Below are 17,915 nucleotides of genomic sequence, written 5' to 3' on the forward strand. Positions count from 1 at the left end.
GGAAGGCACGGGTCTGCTCGCGCCGCTCCCCGCGATCCGGTTCGGCAGCGTCCTCAAGGCCCGGTGGCTTAGCAGGGGGCTTGGATGACAACCGAAGCCCGCTCGCCGCTTTCCCGCTTGATCCGCCCTGAAACCATTGCCGTCTTCGGCGGCAAGGAAGCGGCGCGGGTGGTGGAACAGTGCAGCAAGGCGGGCTATCGCGGCGCAATCTGGCCGGTTCATCCCACTCGCGAGACGATGCATGGCCATCGCTGTTACCGGTCGGTCGCGGAGCTCCCTGGTGCACCGGACGCCAGCTTTATCGGCGTCAACCGCAGCCTCTCGGTCGAGATCCTGCGCGCGCTGAGCCAGCGCGGCGCCGGCGGTGCCATCTGCTATGCTTCCGGTTTTGCCGAGGCCGTTCAGGAATTGCCCGACGGCCCCGAATTGCAGGCCGAGCTTGTCGATGCCGCTGGCGACATGGCGATGCTCGGGCCCAATTGCTACGGTTTCATCAATATGCTGGACGATGCCCTGCTCTGGCCCGACCAGCATGGCATGAAACAGGTGGAGAGGGGTGTGGCCATCCTCACCCAGTCCTCCAATATCGCACTCAACATATCGATGCAGGCCCGCGGACTGCCGATCGCTTATCTGATGACCGCAGGCAACCAGGCCCAGACGGGGCTGTCCGCGCTCGCGACCGCTGCCCTGGAGGACGAGCGCGTGACTGCGGTTGCCCTCCATGTCGAAAGCTTCGACGACCTAGAGGCCCTGCAACAGCTTGGCAGCCGTGCGCGTGCACTCGGCAAGCCGGTTGTCGCGCTGAAGGTCGGAAAATCGGTCGCCGCCCAGCGCGCGGCGCTCTCCCACACCGCCTCGCTTGCCGGCAATGATCGCGTCTCCTCGGCCTTACTCAAGCGTCTCGGCATCGGGCGTGTCCACTCGCTGCCTGAGATGCTGGAGACATTGAAACTGCTGCATGTCTGCGGGCCCCTTGCCGCCAATACCGTATCCTCGATGAGCTGTTCCGGCGGAGAGGCCTCGCTGATGGCGGATGCCGGCATCGGCAGGTCGGTTGAATTCCGCGATCTGTCACCGCAACAACTGCCGGCGCTGCGCGAAACGCTTGGTGCCATGGTGACGCTCTCCAATCCGCTCGACTACCACACCTTCGTCTGGGGCAACCGGGCGCGGCAAGCCGAGGCGTTTTCGACCGTCATGGAAGGTGACTACGGCATCAATCTCGTAGTCCTCGATTTCCCACGGGCCGACCGCTGCGATGTCAGCGACTGGACGACAACCATCGAGGCGTTCATCGACGCAAAGCGTCGGACGGGTGCTGCCACCGGCGTGGTGGCGACCCTTGGCGAGACCATGCCGGAAGCTGTCGCGACACGTCTGGTTGCCGAGGGCGTCGTGCCCTTCTGCGGCATTGACGAAGCGCTGGCCGCGATCGATATCGCCCATTCTATCCACGTCGCCTGGAGCAGCCCGGCCCCGGCCTGCCTCTCGTGCTCTCCTGTCGTCGATACGGATGTGACATCTCTCTTCGAAGATCGCGCAAAACCCTTGCTTGCCGCCTATGGCGTTACCGTCCCCTATGGCCTGATCGCCCGCAATCCGGAACAGGCGGTTTCCGTGGCCGATCGGCTCGGCTATCCGGTGGCCGTCAAGGGCATTGGCATCGCGCATAAGAGTGATGTCGGCGCGGTGCGCCTCAACATCAGAAGCGCCTCCGAAGTGCTTGCGGCGGCGACGGCCATGGGCGCCATCACCGAGCGTTTTCTCGTTGAAAAGATGGCCCAAAAGCCGGTGGCCGAGCTGATCGTCGGCGCGTTCCGGGACCCCTTCGTCGGACCGGTCCTGACCCTCGGTGCGGGCGGGGTCCTCGTCGATCTGATCGACGACAGCACCGTCTTGCTGCTGCCGACCACGGATGCCGAGATTCGCGCGGCAATTGCCGGCCTCAAGGTTTCAGCTCTGATCAAAGGCTATCGCGGCGGGCCGGCAGGCGATATCAATGCATTGGTACAACTCGTCGCCTCTGTCGCAGATTATGTCGCAGACAACGCAACGAGACTGGAAGAACTGGACCTTAATCCGGTTCTGGTGCTGCCGGAAGGTGAAGGCGTCATCGCCGTCGATGCCTTCATCCGGACAAGGAGTTGAACGTGTGACCGCCCCTATCCGCACCCGCCGCGAAAACGCCATTCTGGAAGTGACGATCGATCGTCCCAAGGCCAATGCCGTTGATCTCGGGACGAGCCGAATCATGGGCGAGATCTTCGCCGCCTTTCGCGATGACGAGACGCTGAGGGTCGCCATTATCACGGGTGCAGGCACCAAATTCTTCTGCCCCGGCTGGGACTTGAAAGCCGCCGCAGACGGCGATGCCGTCGATGGAGACTATGGTGTCGGCGGCTTCGGCGGTCTCCAGGAATTGCGCGACCTCAACAAGCCAGTTATCGCCGCGATCAACGGCATCTGTTGCGGCGGCGGCCTCGAGATCGCGCTTTCCGCCGATCTCATTCTCGCCACCGATCACGCCACCTTTGCGCTGCCCGAGATCCGCTCTGGCACGGTTGCCGATGCTGCCTCGATCAAGCTGCCAAAACGCATTCCCTACCACATCGCCATGGACATGCTTTTGACCGGCCGATGGCTCGATGCGCAGGAGGCGCATCGCTGGGGCTTCGTCAACGAAATCCTCCCCGCCGACGCCCTCATGGACCGGGCTTGGGCGCTGGCCAGGCTGCTCGAAAGCGGCCCGCCACTTGTCTACGCCGCGATCAAGGAGATCGTCCGCGACGCCGAGGGCCGTGATTTTCAGTCGACGATGAACAAGATCACCAAGCGGCAATACCGCACTGTAGATGCGCTTTACGGAAGCGAGGACCAGCGCGAGGGCGCGCGCGCCTTTGCCGAGAAGCGCGACCCCGTTTGGAAGGGGAGATAGAGTTAGCCAACGCGTGAGGGCGTCTGCGGTCGGCCCGATTGCGAATTCCACGACCGCCAACGTCACGGACAAAGATGCCGGGCGATCAACCAACCAGGACAAGGGAACAGACTATGAGCAATGAAAAGTTTCTCAACAGCCTCACTTCGGCGGCCTTGAGCCGTCGCGAATTCATGGGCCGCGCCATGGCGGCTGGCCTGACGCTGACCGCCGCCAGCTCGCTCTACGCCACCAGCGCGTCCGCCCAGGAACCGAAGCGCGGCGGCAATCTGAAGCTCGGTCTCGAAGGCGGCTCGGCCACCGACAGCAAGGACCCGGCAAAATTCCTGTCGCAGTTCATGTTCTGCATCGGCCGCTGCTGGGGCGACATGCTGGTCGAAAGCGATCCCTTGACCGGCGCTGCCGTGCCGGCGCTGGCCGAAAGCTGGGAACCGTCGGCTGACGCTGCCACCTGGACCTTCACCATCCGCAAGGGCGTGCAGTTCCATGACGGCAAGGAACTGACCATCGACGACGTCGTCGCTACCTTGAAGCGCCACACCGACGAGAAGTCAGAATCTGGCGCGCTCGGCGTGATGAAGTCGATCAAGGAGATCAAGAAGGACGGCGACAAGCTCGTTCTCGTTCTGACCGAAGGCAATGCCGACCTGCCGCTGCTTCTCACCGACTACCACCTCGTCATTCAGCCAAACGGCGGCAACGACGATCCGCTCGCCTCGATCGGCACCGGCCCCTACAAGCTCACCAGCTTCGAGGCCGGCGTGCGTGCAACGCTTGAGCGCAACACCAACGATTGGCGCTCGGACCGCGGCTATGTCGACACGATCGAAATCATCGGCATGAACGATGCGACCGCCCGTATCGCAGCGCTCGCCTCGGGCCAGGTGCATTTCATCAACCGCGTCGACCCCAAGACCGTTGGCATGCTGAAGCGTTCGCCGAATGTCGAGATCCTCTCGACGTCAGGTCGCGGCCACTACGTCTTCATCATGCATTGCAACACCGCGCCGTTCGACAACAACGACCTGCGCCTGGCGCTGAAATATGCGATGGACCGCGAAGCCATGGTCGAGACCGTGCTTGGCGGTTACGGCAAGGTCGGCAACGACTTCCCGATCAACAGCACCTATGCCCTCTTCCCCGAAGGCATCGAGCAGCGCGCCTACGATCCTGACAAGGCCGCGTTCCACTACAAGAAGTCAGGTCATTCCGGCCCGGTTCTCCTGCGCACGTCGGAAGTCGCCTTCCCGGGTGCCGTCGACGCTGCCGTCCTCTATCAGGGCAGCGCACAGAAGGCCGGCATCGAGATCGAGGTGAAGCGCGAGCCGGGCGACGGCTACTGGTCGAATGTCTGGAACGTCCAGCCCTTCTCCACCTCCTATTGGGGCGGGCGCCCGACCCAGGACCAGATGTATTCCACGGCTTACCTTTCGACGGCCGACTGGAACGACACCCGCTTCCTGCGCCCGGACTTCGACAAGATCCTGCTCGAAGCCCGCGCCGAACTCGACGAGGCCAAGCGCAAGGAAATGTATCGCGACATGGCGATGATGGTGCGCGACGAAGGCGGCCTGATCCTGCCGATGTTCAACGACTTCGTGAACGCCGCGCAGAAGAGCGTGAAGGGCTATGTCCACGACATCGGCAACGACATGTCGAACGGCTATGTCGCAACCCGCGTCTGGCTCGAAGCCTGATCGCCGGAAACGGGCAGTCGCCTGAGGCACTGCTCCGGTCACTCGGCCCGCGGACATGAGGTTCGCGGGCCAAACCCGTTTTTCTGGATAGCGGCTGGAAACGCATGACCCAATCGACCGATGCCGGTGATCCCCCGGCCCTCTCCCTTTACCAGCGGTTTCCGCTGGCCGTGCTGGTGCTGCAGCGCCTCGCGCTCAGTATGCTGCTGCTGCTCGCCGTCTCCATGCTGATCTATGGCGGGGTCGAGGCGCTGCCAGGTGATTTCGCCACCACCTATCTCGGCCAGTCGGCGACGCCCCAGGCGGTCGCCAATATCCGTGCCGATCTCGGCCTCGACCGGCCGATCGTCACCCGCTATTTCGAGTGGCTCGGCGGCGTCCTGCAGGGCGATTTCGGCACCTCTTGGGCGAGCCGCAACTCGGTCACCGAACAGATCGGCAAGCGGCTCGGCAATTCGCTGTATCTCGCGGCCCTCGCCGCCGCCATCTCGGTCCCACTCGCGGTCGGTCTCGGCATGCTCGCGGTCCACTTCCGCAACCGCACGCCGGATCGCATCATCAACGTGATCTCGCTTGCCGCCATCTCGCTGCCGGAATTCTTCATCGGCTATCTCTTGATCCTGGTCTTTGCCATCAACCTCAACATCGCGACCTTCCCGTCGACGGTGCATGACGGCATGGCGCTTGCCGACCGGCTGAAAGCCATGGCGCTGCCGACGGCGACGCTCGTCCTCGTCGTGCTCGCCCACATGATGCGCATGACCCGCGCCGCCATCCTCTCGGTGATGTCGTCGGCCTATATGGAAACCGCCGAACTCAAGGGTCTCTCGGCGCTCCGCGCCATCGTCAAGCACGCGGCCCCGAACGCGATTGCCCCGATCGTCAACGTCGTCGCGCTCAACCTCGCCTATCTCGTCGTCGGTGTCGTCGTCGTCGAAGTGGTCTTCGTCTATCCCGGCATGGGCCAATACATGGTCGATGCAGTCACCGTGCGCGACATGCCCGTCGTGCAGGCCTGCGGCCTGATCTTCGCAGCCGTCTACATTTTCCTCAACATGCTGGCCGACATCATCGCGATTGTCGCCAATCCGAGACTGAGGCATCCGCGATGAGATTGAAACAGATCCCCATCAGCGCCTGGGTCGGCATATTTGGCATTGCGCTTGCCGTCTTCTGTGCGCTCTTCGCCCCTTTCATCGCGCCCTATGGCGAGCGTGAAATCGTCGGTGCCGTATGGGAGCCAATGGGTGGCACCTTTCTGCTCGGCACTGACAATCTCGGCCGCGACCTGCTCTCGCGCATGATATACGGCACGCGCACGACGCTGACCGTGGCGCTCGCCGCCACCGTCATATCCTTCTCGCTCGGCATCTTCCTCAGCTTCACCGCCGCCGTTTCGCGCGGCGTGATCGACCAGACGCTGTCGCGCTTCAACGACCTGATGATGTCGATCCCGACGCTGATCTTCGCGCTCGTCGTTCTGGCAGTCCTGCCGCAGAACCTCTTCGTGCTGATCCTGGTCATGGCGATCCTCGATTCCACCCGCGTCTACCGCCTCGGCCGCGCCGTGGCACTCGATGTCGCGGTCATGGAATTCGTCGAAGCGGCCAGGCTGCGCGGCGAAGGCACGCTGTGGATCATCTTCCGCGAAATCCTGCCCAATACGCTCTCTCCTCTGCTCGCCGAATTCGGCCTGCGCTTCGCCTTCTCGATCCTCTTCCTCTCCACCCTCTCCTTCCTCGGCCTCGGCATCCAGCCGCCGGCGGCCGATTGGGGCGGCATGGTGAAGGACAACAAGGACGGGATCATCTTCGGCATTTCCGCAGCGCTCGTGCCCGGCTCGGCCATTGCCGCACTTGCCGTCTGCGTCAACCTGGTAGTCGACTGGCTGCTCGGGCGCACATCCAGCCTGAAGGGAGGCCGTGGCGATGTCTGAACTCCTTACCGTCCGCGATCTCAAGATCGAAGCCACATCCTATCCGCCGGGCGAGCCGCCCAAGGACATCACCATCGTCGAAGGCGTCTCCTTCAGCCTGCCAAAGGGCCGGGTGCTCGGCCTGATCGGCGAGTCCGGCGCCGGCAAGTCGACCATCGGCCTGTCGGCTCTCGCTTACGGTCGCGGCAGCGTGCGCATCACCGGCGGCGAAGTGCTGCTGAATGGCGAGGACATCCTGAAGCTCGGAAAATCCGGCATTCGCAAGCTGCGCGGCGACCGCGTCTGCTACGTCGCGCAATCGGCCGCCGCCGCCTTCAACCCGGCCCATCGGCTGGGCGACCAGGTGATCGAAGCAACCGTCGCGCACAGGCTGATGACGATCGAAGAAGCCCGCGCCCGCGCCACCTACCTCTTCGGCGTACTCGGACTGCCCGATCCGAAGACTTTCGGCGATCGTTATCCGCACCAGGTCTCCGGCGGCCAGTTGCAACGCGCCATGACCGCCATGGCGCTGTGCTCCAATCCGGAACTCATCGTCTTCGACGAGCCGACGACCGCGCTCGACGTCACCACCCAGATCGACGTTCTGGCCGCGATAAAACACGCGATCGCGGAGACGCATACGGCTGCCCTCTACATCACCCATGACTTGGCCGTGGTTGCACAGATCTCGGATGACATCATGGTGCTGCGCCAGGGCAAGACCGTTGAATACGGCACGACCCAGCAGATCATCGAGGCGCCGGGTCAGGAGTATACGCGCGCGCTGGTCAATGTCCGCCAGGCCCGCAAGGAGGAAGCCACCGACCAGAGCGATCGACAGCTCAAGATCGAGAATGTGACGGCCGGCTATTCCAACGGCTTCAAGGTGCTGCACGACGTGTCCCTGCACCTGCCCAAGGGCCAGACACTCGCCGTCGTCGGCGAATCCGGCTCCGGCAAGTCTACCCTAGCGCGCGTCATCACCGGCCTCCTGCCGCCCGTCTCCGGCACCGTCACCTTCGACGGCAAGGCGCTGACGCCGGCCTTGAAGCAACGCAGCCGCGATGATCTGAGGCGTATCCAGCTGATCTATCAGATGGCCGATACCGCCATGAACCCGCGCCAGACTGTGCGCGACATTATCGGACGGCCGCTCACTTTCTATCACGGCCTGCATGGCTCAGCGAAAACTGCCCGCGTCAAGGAGTTGCTGGAGCAGATCGAGATGGGCTCCGGCTTCGTCGACCGCTATCCCGCCGAGCTGTCCGGTGGGCAGAAACAGCGCGTGGCGATTGCCCGCGCGCTTGCAGCCAAACCCGAACTCATCCTCTGCGACGAGCCGACCTCGGCGCTCGATCCGCTGGTGGCGGAGGGCATCCTCTCGCTTTTGATGCGGCTGCAGGCGGAAACGCAGGTCTCCTACATGTTCATCACCCATGACATTGCGATCGTCCGCGCGATTGCCGACAGCGTGGCCGTCATGCATCGCGGCCGGCTTGTGCGCTTCGGCCCGAAATCCGAAGTGCTCTCGCCACCCTTCGACGACTATACCGATCTGCTGCTCAAGTCCGTGCCGGAGATGGAATTGGGCTGGCTGGAGAAGGCGCTTGCGACCCGCCGCATGGAGAGTGCGGGGCACTGATCGCACCGCCCTTAGACCCCCTCTGGCCTGCCGGCCATCTCCCCCAAAAAGGGGGGAGAAGACTTCGCGGCAATGCCTCTCGCCCCAACCACACATGGGCGCGGCCAGGTTAAGCCCTCCCCCTTGTGGGGAGGGTTTGGGAGGGGAAAACCACGAACTGAAATTCCACCTGAGAGCACAGCATGACATCGCGCCCGTTCACCACCATCGAAAACCAGTGGATCACCCTTGCAGACGGTACAAGGCTTGCCGCCCGCATCTGGATGCCGGATGGCGCTGAAGCCGATCCCGTGCCCGCCGTCTTCGAATTCCTGCCCTATCGCAAGCGGGACGGAACGAGCCCGCGCGACGAATCCACCTATCCGGTGTTTGCAGCCGCCGGCATTGCCGGCGTGCGCGTCGATATCAGAGGCTCGGGCGAGTCCGACGGCGTCATTGACGGCGAATATACCGAGCTGGAACTCGCCAATGCCTGCGAGCTGATCGCCTGGATCGCCGCCCAGCCCTGGTCGAACGGCTCCGTCGGCATGATGGGCATCTCCTGGGGCGGCTTCAACTGCCTGCAGGTCGCGGCTTTGCAGCCCCCAGCACTGAAGGCGGTCATCTCGATTGCCTCGACCACCGACCGCTACAACGACGACATCCACTACAAGAACGGATGCCACCTCTCGGCCCAGCTCTCCTGGGCCGCCACCATGCTTGCCTATCAGTCGCGCTCGCCGGATCCCGAAATCGTCGGTGACCGCTGGCGCGAGATGTGGATGGAACGACTGGAAAACGAACCCTTCTTCCTGGAAGAGTGGCTGGAGCACCAGCGCCGCGATGCCTTCTGGAAACACGGGTCCATCGGCGAGAATTTTTCCGCCGTCGCGATCCCGTCGTTGGTCATCGCCGGCTGGGCCGATGGCTATCGCAACACGCCGCTCCTCGCCGTCGAGGGCATGCCTGATCGCTCCAAGGCGCTGATCGGCCCCTGGATCCACAAATATCCGCATTTCGCCTGGCCGAAGCCGCGCGCCGATTTCCACGGCGAAGCCATCGCCTTCTGGAACCGCTGGCTGCGCGGCGAGCAAAATGGGACCGAGGCTGTGCCGCAAGTGCGGGCCTATATCCTCGACGCCGTCAAGCCCGCGCCGCGCCGCGATGTGGACCCCGGTTTCTGGATGTCCAAGGACCGCTGGCAGGCGCCTGAGATGCTGAACTTCTATGTGGAATCCTTCGGCTCTCTGACAGAGGGGCATCCGGTCCCGCATGCGCCGGCCCATACTGTGACGCTGAAGTCTCCCCTCGACACGGGCACCGCCGCCGGCGAATGGTTCACGCTGAAGCCCGATGCAGAACTCGCCGGCGATCAGCGCGGCGACGATGCGGGATCGCTGACCTCCCAGACGGCGCCGCTCACCCAAACACTCGACATCTTCGGCAGACCGGAACTCTCTGTGATGCTGTCGAGTGACGCACCGGTCGCCAATCTCATCGCCCGGATCGTCGACGTGCATCCCGATGGCACGGCCACCCGCGTCGCCTTCGGTGTGCTGAACCTCACCCACCGCAACGGCAATGCCGAGCCGCAGCCAATGGTGCTCGGCGAACCCACACCGATCCGCCTCACGCTGGATGCCTGCGGCTATCGCTTCCGCCCCGGCCACCGCATCCGCCTGTCGCTGTCGACAGCCTATTGGCCGATGGTGCTGCCCGCGCCCACCGATGCGGAACTGACGATCGACATCGCCACGCTCGGCCTTGCCCTGCCGAAGCTCGGCGAGCACGACACCTTCGAGATGAAGCAGCCGGACAATCCGAACCCGCTGCCGACCTATATCGAACATGCGCCGTCGGCCACCCGCCGCCAGGTGCTGCGCGATCTCCAGGTCAACCGCACGGATTACACGATCTACGAGGATACCGGCATGTTCGAACATCCGGGCACAGGCCTCTCCACCCGGCAGGTCCGCGACGAGGTTTGGTCGATCTCGCCGGGTGATCCGCAGTCGATGACGGGCACCTCGGTCTGGACCTGCGACATGCAACGCCCCGGCTGGTTCGTGCGCACGGTCTCCACCTCGCGCATCGCCTGCACAGAAACCCACTGGCTGATCAGTGCATCGGTCATTGCTTATGAAGGTGACATCAAGGTGTTCGAAAAGTTCTTCCCGCAAAAGGCGATCCCGCGCGATCTGATGTGACGCGTCGCCCTCAGCCCTGCGCGGCAAACCGTGTTACCGCCGCGCAAAGCGCCTCGAACCCTAAGCGCGCGCCCTCGCTCATATGCCGGGCGCGCAGCCAGGCATGCACCATCTGCGGCTCCTCGCGGAACCAGACCTCGACACCCGCTTCGGCGAGACGGCTCGCATAGGCGCGGCCGTCGTCGCGCAGCGGATCGAAATGGGCGACGGTGATGAAGGTCGGCGACAGGCCGGTGAGGGATGCGCTGAGAAGCGGATGGGCGACCGGGCTATCTTCAGGCGCTTGCAGCACGGTCCGGTAGTATGCAACGTCCGATGTCGTCAGCCCCGGCGCCTGCGCCATCTCCGCATAGGAGCCGGAGACGAGATCGCCGCCCAGCGCCGGATAGATCACCGCCTGACCCACGATCCCTGCTATCCCTTCCTCCCGCGCCCGAAGCGCCAGTCCGGCGGCGAGATTGCCGCCTGCGCTGTCGCCGATCAGCACCACTTTGCAGCTGCCATCGAGCAAAGACTTGAGTACCGCAAACGCATCATCATGCGCCGCCGGCCAGACATGCTCCGGCGCCAGTCGATAATCCACCGACACGAGTTCTGCGCCGGCATGCTCTGCCAGCTCCGCGCAAATCGCATGATGGCTGTCGAGCGAGCCGACGACGAAACCGCCACCATGGATGTAATAAAGCACGGTCTCGGTTTTGACCTCCGCGGGACGGTACCAGCGGACCGGAATGCGCTCCTCGACCTTCCGGTCCTCCGTCACCATGCCGGCCGGCAGCGGCCTGTCAAAATGGGCGCAGAGCGCATCATACCACGCACGCTGCTGGCTGATGGAAGCGTCCACCGCATCGTCCGGATAGAAGGCGGCGCAGGTGGCGAGGAAGTCGAGGATTCCGGCTTCGGTCGGAGCCTTCTGGTGGGGATCGGTCATGCGCTGTCCGTTCGGAGAGTGAGACGCCTTGGGTGTGTATCTCTGGAGCCTAGTCCCGGACGGCTCTGCAATCCACTCCGTTTGCGGCAACGTACAGCCAAATCCGGCGAGCCCGCCGGTTTCAAACCCTTCGCCACAGAATCAGACTTTTCCCCCAGCGTGTTTCATGTCAGGAGAGCCGGAGGGCGCGAGTGCCGTAAACTTTAGTACGGGCTCGGGCGGGTTGATTGACGTCTCTCCTGCTGCAGCGCGATTACGCTGCCGTCCTCTCGATCTCTCCGCCAAGCAAACAGAATAAGGGCCCCGCAAGCGAGGCCCTTTGTCATGTCATAATCTCGGGTCAGATCCAGTAGGGCGGTACGCCATAATAGTCGTAAACCGAGCGGCCATTGTTGCGATACCAGTCCTCGCTGTCGTCACGATATTTCGGCGCGCCTTCGACCTGTTCCTTTGTCAGACCGATCCGGTAACCGTCGAGCTGGTCATCATAGGTAAGCGTTTCCCAAGGCAACGGATAATACTCGTCGCCGATGCCCCAGAAACCGCCGAAGCTCAGAACGGCATAGGCCACGCGACCGCCGCGCTTTTCGAGAAGTACGCGCTGGATAGTGCCGATACGGTCTCCGTCCACGCCATAGACTGCGGTACCTTCGACCTTGTCGCTGGCGATCAGGGTTGCGGTATCCTTGGCATAAGGGTCCTTGCCGCTCACGGCGCTGTTGACCTGGTCCATGATGCATCCTCCTGTATTGGTTGATCGTATCTGGTCAACGGCAAGGCCTGTCGAATGGTTCCGAATAACCGAGGCCACGCCCTCGCCCGACACGGCTTCTTGAACCCAAGAATGAGGCGACACCCTGCAACGCTGCGCCGTCCCTGTCGCCATCAAGCGAGCGAACCCGGTGTATTGACGTTTACGTCAAGGTTATATAATTTTTTCGGGACTTGTGCAGCCTTTGCGTTAGCATGAGGTTCCAGGCTAAGGGGAGGAGCCCGCCTGGTGGATGCGCATCTGAAAATGGTTCGGGAGGACAATATGACGGAAACTATGAGCCGCCTCAGCGGCCGCGCCGCCGAAAAGATCTGGGTCCAATCCTATCCCGCCTCGGTGCCGGCGGAGATCGCCCCACATGCCCATCCCTCGCTCGGCGCCCTGTTCGAAGCGAGCTGCGCCAAATACAGCGAGCGTCTGGCCTTCACCAGCATGGGCCGTTCTATGACATTCCGCGAGCTGGAGGAGCAGTCGCGGAAAGTCGGCGCCTGGTTGCAATCGAAGGGCCTCTCCAAAGGCGACCGCGTCGCCGTCATGACGCCGAACATCCTGCAGAATCCGGTCACCGTCTACGGCATCCTGCGCGCCGGCCTCACGGTCGTGAACGTTAACCCGCTCTATACGCCCCGCGAACTGGAACACCAGCTGAAAGATGCGGGCGCCAAGGCGATCATCGTGCTCGAAAACTTTGCCCATACCGTCCAGCAGGTCGTCGACCGCACGGAGGTGAAGCATGTTGTCGTCTGCACCATGGGCGACATGCTCGGCCTCAAGGGCCATATCGTCAATTTTGTCGTGCGCAAGGTGAAGAAGCTGGTGCCCGCCTGGACCATTCCCGGCCATACCAGCTTCAAGGCCATGCTGGCCGAGGGCGCAAGGCAGACACTGAAGCCGGTCGCTGTTTCTCCCGGCGACATTGCCTTCCTACAATATACCGGCGGCACCACCGGCGTTTCCAAGGGTGCGGCGCTGACCCATGCCAATCTCTTGGCCAACAAGCAGCAGATCGCGCTCTGGCTGGAAGCCGCCTTTGCCGGCCAGTCGCGTCCCGATGTACTGAACTTCGTTTGCGCGCTGCCGCTCTACCATATCTTCGCACTCACCGTGAATTCGCTGATGGGCATCGCGCTCGGCGGCCATAACCTGCTGATTGCTAATCCGCGCGACATTCCGGCCTTCATCAAGGAGTTGCAGAGCTTCAAGTCGCATGTCTTCCCGGGTCTCAACACGCTGTTCAATGCGATGATGAACAATCCAGAATTCAAGAAGATCGACTTTTCTTCGCTGATGCTGGTGCTGGGCGGCGGCATGGCCGTGCAGCGGCCGGTCGCCGAACGCTGGCTGCAGATGACCGGACGGCCGATCACGGAAGGCTACGGCCTGTCCGAGACCTCACCTGTTGCCACCGTCAACCGGCTTGATGCGCGCGAATTCTCCGGCATGATCGGCCTGCCGCTTCCTTCCACCGACATAGAGATCCGCGACGAGGACGGCCAGACGCTGCCGATCGGCGAAGTCGGCGAGATCTGCATCCGCGGCCCCCAGGTCATGGCAGGCTATTGGCAGCGCCCCGAAGAAACCGCCAAGGTGATGAGCGCGGACGGCTTCTTCCGCTCCGGCGACATGGGCCTGATGAACGAACAGGGTTACGTGAAAATCGTCGACCGCAAGAAGGACATGATCCTCGTCTCCGGTTTCAACGTCTATCCGAACGAGATCGAGGAAGTCGCCGTCATGCATCCGGGCGTGCTCGAATGCGCCGCTGTCGGTGTGCCGGATGGTCATTCCGGAGAGGCGGTGAAACTCTTCGTCGTCAAGAAGGACGAGGCGCTCACGATCGACGAGCTGAAGGCTCATTGCGCCGCAAATCTAACCAACTACAAACGCCCGCGTTACATCGAGTTCCGCACTGAACTGCCGAAGACCAATGTCGGCAAGATCCTGCGTCGCGAGCTGCGGGACGAGAAATAAATCGATTGAAATTTGGGGAGGCGTCAGGCCTCCCCTGTCTTGATAGCGCCTTGTGCTGCGACTAATGTCCCGTGCAACCATGTTAACAGGGACATTCCGATGCAAGCCATCATCGACAAGCTGACGAGCGCCGTTGCCGCCACCCATGCCGAAGACCTGCGCGCCGCCTTTGCCGCCGATCCGCAGCGTTTCTCGCATTTCAGCGTCACGCTCGGCGACCTGCTGATGGATTATTCCAAATGCGCCGTGAATGACGAAGTTCTAACCCTGCTTGAGGAACTGGTCACCACGGCCGGGGTCGCCGACAAGCGCGACCAGATGTTCTCCGGCGCCCCGATCAATTTCACCGAAGGCCGCGCCGTTCTCCACACCGCGCTGCGCAACCGCTCCAACCGCCCTGTGCTGGTCGATGGCCGCGACGTCATGCCTGATGTCAACGGCGTGCTCGAAGCCATGGGCAAGTTTGCCGACGGCATCCGCTCCGGCGAATTGAAAGGCGCGACCGGCAAGGCCATCACCGATGTCGTCAATATCGGCATCGGCGGCTCGGATCTCGGCCCTGTCATGGCGACGCTGGCGCTTGCCCCCTTCCATGACGGCCCGCGCGCGCATTTCGTCTCCAATATCGACGGCGCCCATATTGCCGACACGCTGAAGACGCTCAACGCCGAAACAACCCTCTTTATCGTCGCGTCGAAGACCTTCACTACGATCGAGACGATGACCAATGCCCAGACGGCGCGCGCCTTCGTCGCCGACGCGCTCGGGGAAGCCGCCGTCGGCCACCACTTCTGCGCCGTCTCGACCGCGCTCGACAAGGTCGCCGCCTTCGGCATCGACCAGTCCCGCGTCTTCGGCTTCTGGGACTGGGTTGGCGGTCGCTATTCGATCTGGTCGGCGATCGGCCTGCCGCTGATGATTGCCATCGGTCCTGACCATTTCGGGCAGTTCCTCGATGGGGCGCACGCCATGGACGAGCACTTCCGCACCGCCCCCTTCCGCGACAACCTGCCGATGCTGCTCGGCGCGCTCGGCGTCTTCCACCGCAACGTCCTGAACTACCCGACCCGCGCGATCCTGCCCTATGACCAGCGCCTGTCGCGTTTCCCGGCCTATCTGCAGCAGCTCGACATGGAATCGAACGGCAAGAGCGTCACCATCGACGGCAAGCCGGTCCAGGGCGCATCCGGCCCCGTCGTCTGGGGCGAACCCGGCACCAATGGCCAGCACGCCTTCTATCAGCTCATCCACCAGGGCACGAGCGTCATCCCGGCCGAGTTCATGATCGCCGCCAACGGCTTCGAACCGGAACTGCGCCACCAGCACGACCTCCTGATCGCCAATTGCCTAGCGCAATCGGAAGCGCTGATGAAGGGCCGCACGCTCGCCGAAGCCAAAAGCCAGCTGACCGCCAAAGGTGTATCGGACGAAGAGGCCGATTTCCTCGCCCCGCACCGCGTCTTCTCCGGCAACCGCCCGTCGATCACCTTCGTCTACGATCAGCTGACCCCCTTCACCCTCGGCCGCCTGATTGCGCTCTACGAACACCGCGTCTTCGTCGAAGGCGTGATCTTCCGCATCAATTCCTTTGACCAGTGGGGCGTGGAACTCGGCAAGGAACTGGCGACGGGGCTTTTGCCGGTGGTGCAGGGCAAGGTGGCTGCCACCGGGCATGACAGCTCGACGGTCGGGCTGGTCTCGGCGCTAGCGGGGCGGAAGACGGGGTGAGTGCGGAAACGCGGTGCTCATCGCGCCACGCGGAAAGAGCAGCGACAAGAAACTCTGTCGATTAGACGACGCTGTGCATACGCCGCCCTCACCGCAGTGATTCGGCACGAGGCGGGCCCCTCATTGACAATCTCCCATTTCAATGGTTCTAGTCGCGCAGGTTCCGAGCACCTGCCGCCTGCAGACGCAAGTCACGGTAAAGCCGGTAAGCAGTTTTCTTCTCACCCTCGAAGCATTTCGTCGGTGGGCAATGCAGGCCCCCATCACATTCGAAATGCCTCTTTGGAGGAGTGAGTGATGTCTCTGCGGCAATCACCCGAAAACCGTTTTCTGACTGCCTCTCCGGGCAGAATTTTCACTGTGACAGCACTACCCATGATCGCGATCATGGGCATGAATGGCGTGCTCGGCATCGTCGACGCCTTGTTTCTCGGCCATTTCGTCGGCGCCGAGGCCATGGCTGCGGTCGGCATGACGTTCCCGATCCTGATGCTCACCATCGCGCTGTCGACCCTTGTCGGCGGGGGCATGTCGAGCCTTCTCGCCCGCCAACTCGGCGCTGGCAATCGCGATGAAGCCGCAGTAACCTTCGCAGCTGCGCACGGCCTGGCCCTGTTCATGGCGTCCGTGCTCATCTTGCTTTTCTGCATCGCCGGTAGAGGGTTTTCGGTCCACCTGGCCGGTTCCGAGGGAACGATTGCGGACATGGTCTGGGTCTTTCTTGTGATAACCCTGTCCGGAACCCCGATCCAGTTCCTCCTGGCGGTCCACGCCGATGCCTGCCGCAACGAGGGCCACGCTGGGACGATGGCGCTGATGTCGCTTGGGGTTACCCTCGCCAATATTGTGCTGAACTACGTCCTCGTGGCGCGCATGGAGCTTGGCGTGGCCGGATCGGCGCTCGGCACGGTGCTTGCACAAGCGCTCGGATTGGCTCTTCTCATCGTCTTGCGACGGTTCATGTCCGACATGCTGCCGCTCAGCAGTATCTGGCGACATCGCTGGACTGGCAATTGGCGAGGGATAGCGGTCCTAGGTGCACCGCTCAGTCTGGGCTTTGCCGGAATGGCACTTTCCGCCGCCAGTGTGGTTGTGGCCCTGCGCTTTGCGGCAAGCGCCGACTATGCCAAAACCATCGCAGCATATGGCATCGCGACACGAATTTTCGGATTTGCCTTTTTGCCTAACATGGCTGTCGGCATGGCTATGCAGAGCATCGTCGGCCACAATGTCGGGGCTGGTCTTTATGCGCGTTCCGATGCTGTTCTTCGGATCGCAGCGACGACAACACTGCTTTATTGCGTTGCCGTTGAGGCTCTTTTCCTCAGTCAGGGGAGCCTGCTCGGCGCCTTCTTTGTGGCCGATGCCGCTGTGACCAGTGCAGTTGGCCGGATTCTCCGGATCATGTCTGCCCTCTATCTGTTTTCCGGGCCCATCCTGGTGCTCGGCCTTTATTTCCAAGCGGTGGGTCAGCCTGCCAGGGCCGCAGTCTTGACGGTGGTAAAACCTGTCCTTCTGGTGCCATTGCTGGTGACGGCTGCTACGCTGCTGCTGGGTGGACATGACGTCTGGTTCGCCTATCCGACCGCCGATCTTCTCGCGGCAGCTGTCACCGTTCTTCTCCTGGTTACTGCCTTCAAAGAGCGGGGCAATGCCGGGCTTGGATTGGCTGCGAAGGGAGTTCCGCGATGACAGTCAGGACCATCGCCGAAGCAAAGGCGCATGCAAAGGCCCTTCGGGCAAGGCTTGCTGCCGAAGGGACAATAGTCGGGCACGCAAAAGCGCTGGAACTGGTCGCACATCAGAACGGTGCACGCGACTGGAACACCTTGTCTGCCAAGCTCGCCAGGGCCGCTTCACCCCGGTTTTATCTCCAGCAGAGGGTCAGGGGATATTATCTTGGCCAGGCATTCGAGGGCGAAATCGTCGAGATCAGATCTTCGAACAGCGGCCATGCGGTGTCGATTCGCTTCGACCAACCGGTCGACACCGTGACCTTCGCAAGCTTTTCAAACCTGCGTCGCGTCGCAAGAGGTGTTGTGGATGACAGCGGTCGTTCCGTTGAAAAGACGTCAAACGGAGTGCCGCACCTGATCATCGCGGCGCTGTAGCACCAGCCTGTTGGGCGGCTG

13 protein-coding genes are annotated in these 17,915 nt (G+C 62.7%); 11 read left to right on the forward strand and 2 right to left on the reverse strand.

The annotated features are described in order from the left end of the window. Positions 1 to 84 precede the first annotated feature (84 nt). The 7 genes from ASE36_RS06495 (at position 85) to ASE36_RS06525 (ending at position 10,381) form a co-directional block, all read left to right on the forward strand. The gene (locus ASE36_RS06495) at positions 85 to 2,151 is read left to right on the forward strand and encodes an acetate--CoA ligase family protein (RefSeq protein WP_062276642.1); all 2,067 of its coding nucleotides are present in this window, start codon (positions 85 to 87) and stop codon (positions 2,149 to 2,151) included. Positions 2,152 to 2,155: 4 nt separating this feature from the next. Beyond that, the gene (locus ASE36_RS06500) at positions 2,156 to 2,938 is read left to right on the forward strand and encodes a carnitinyl-CoA dehydratase (protein ID WP_062276644.1); all 783 of its coding nucleotides are present in this window, start codon (positions 2,156 to 2,158) and stop codon (positions 2,936 to 2,938) included. A gap of 113 nt (positions 2,939 to 3,051) precedes the next feature. Next, positions 3,052 to 4,635 (forward strand): ABC transporter substrate-binding protein, encoded by a 1,584-nt coding sequence (locus ASE36_RS06505; RefSeq protein WP_062276646.1) that lies wholly within the window; start codon positions 3,052 to 3,054, stop codon positions 4,633 to 4,635. Positions 4,636 to 4,739: 104 nt separating this feature from the next. Next, entirely contained in the window at positions 4,740 to 5,747 is a 1,008-nt protein-coding gene (locus tag ASE36_RS06510; RefSeq protein ID WP_062276648.1) for an ABC transporter permease, read from the forward strand. Further along, a complete protein-coding gene (locus ASE36_RS06515; RefSeq protein WP_062276650.1) occupies positions 5,744 to 6,571 on the forward strand; it encodes an ABC transporter permease in 828 nt (275 codons plus the stop codon). The genes ASE36_RS06510 and ASE36_RS06515 overlap by 4 nt, the downstream gene beginning before the upstream one ends. Beyond that, positions 6,564 to 8,195, forward strand: a complete 1,632-nt coding sequence (locus ASE36_RS06520) for an ABC transporter ATP-binding protein (protein ID WP_062276652.1) — start codon at positions 6,564 to 6,566, stop codon at positions 8,193 to 8,195. Before ASE36_RS06515 ends, ASE36_RS06520 begins: the two co-directional genes overlap by 8 nt. A gap of 182 nt (positions 8,196 to 8,377) precedes the next feature. Next, on the forward strand, positions 8,378 to 10,381 hold the full coding sequence (locus ASE36_RS06525) for a CocE/NonD family hydrolase (protein ID WP_062276654.1): 2,004 nt from the start codon (positions 8,378 to 8,380) through the stop codon (positions 10,379 to 10,381). Between the two features lie 10 nt (positions 10,382 to 10,391). On the opposite strand, the gene ASE36_RS06530 is transcribed toward ASE36_RS06525, so the two are convergent. Next, on the reverse strand, positions 10,392 to 11,312 hold the full coding sequence (locus ASE36_RS06530; protein WP_062276656.1) for an alpha/beta hydrolase: 921 nt from the start codon (positions 11,310 to 11,312) through the stop codon (positions 10,392 to 10,394). 340 nt (positions 11,313 to 11,652) lie between these two features. Then, positions 11,653 to 12,045: a PRC-barrel domain-containing protein gene (locus ASE36_RS06535; protein WP_062276658.1), complete on the reverse strand. Its 393-nt coding sequence runs from the start codon at positions 12,043 to 12,045 to the stop codon at positions 11,653 to 11,655. A gap of 303 nt (positions 12,046 to 12,348) precedes the next feature. On the opposite strand from ASE36_RS06535, the gene ASE36_RS06540 reads away from it, so the two are divergent. From ASE36_RS06540 to ASE36_RS06555, 4 genes are all read left to right on the forward strand, one after another. Next, entirely contained in the window at positions 12,349 to 14,055 is a 1,707-nt protein-coding gene (locus ASE36_RS06540) for a long-chain fatty acid--CoA ligase (protein WP_156378580.1), read from the forward strand. A gap of 99 nt (positions 14,056 to 14,154) precedes the next feature. Continuing rightward, entirely contained in the window at positions 14,155 to 15,783 is a 1,629-nt protein-coding gene (pgi, locus tag ASE36_RS06545; protein WP_062276660.1) for a glucose-6-phosphate isomerase, read from the forward strand. Positions 15,784 to 16,143: 360 nt separating this feature from the next. Then, entirely contained in the window at positions 16,144 to 17,475 is a 1,332-nt protein-coding gene (locus ASE36_RS06550; protein WP_244474671.1) for an MATE family efflux transporter, read from the forward strand. Next, entirely contained in the window at positions 17,472 to 17,894 is a 423-nt protein-coding gene (locus ASE36_RS06555) for a glyoxalase superfamily protein (protein ID WP_062276664.1), read from the forward strand. The genes ASE36_RS06550 and ASE36_RS06555 overlap by 4 nt, the downstream gene beginning before the upstream one ends. Positions 17,895 to 17,915 lie beyond the last annotated feature (21 nt).

The sequence above is a fragment of the Rhizobium sp. Root274 genome (assembly GCF_001429245.1).
Lineage (GTDB): Bacteria > Pseudomonadota > Alphaproteobacteria > Rhizobiales > Rhizobiaceae > Allorhizobium.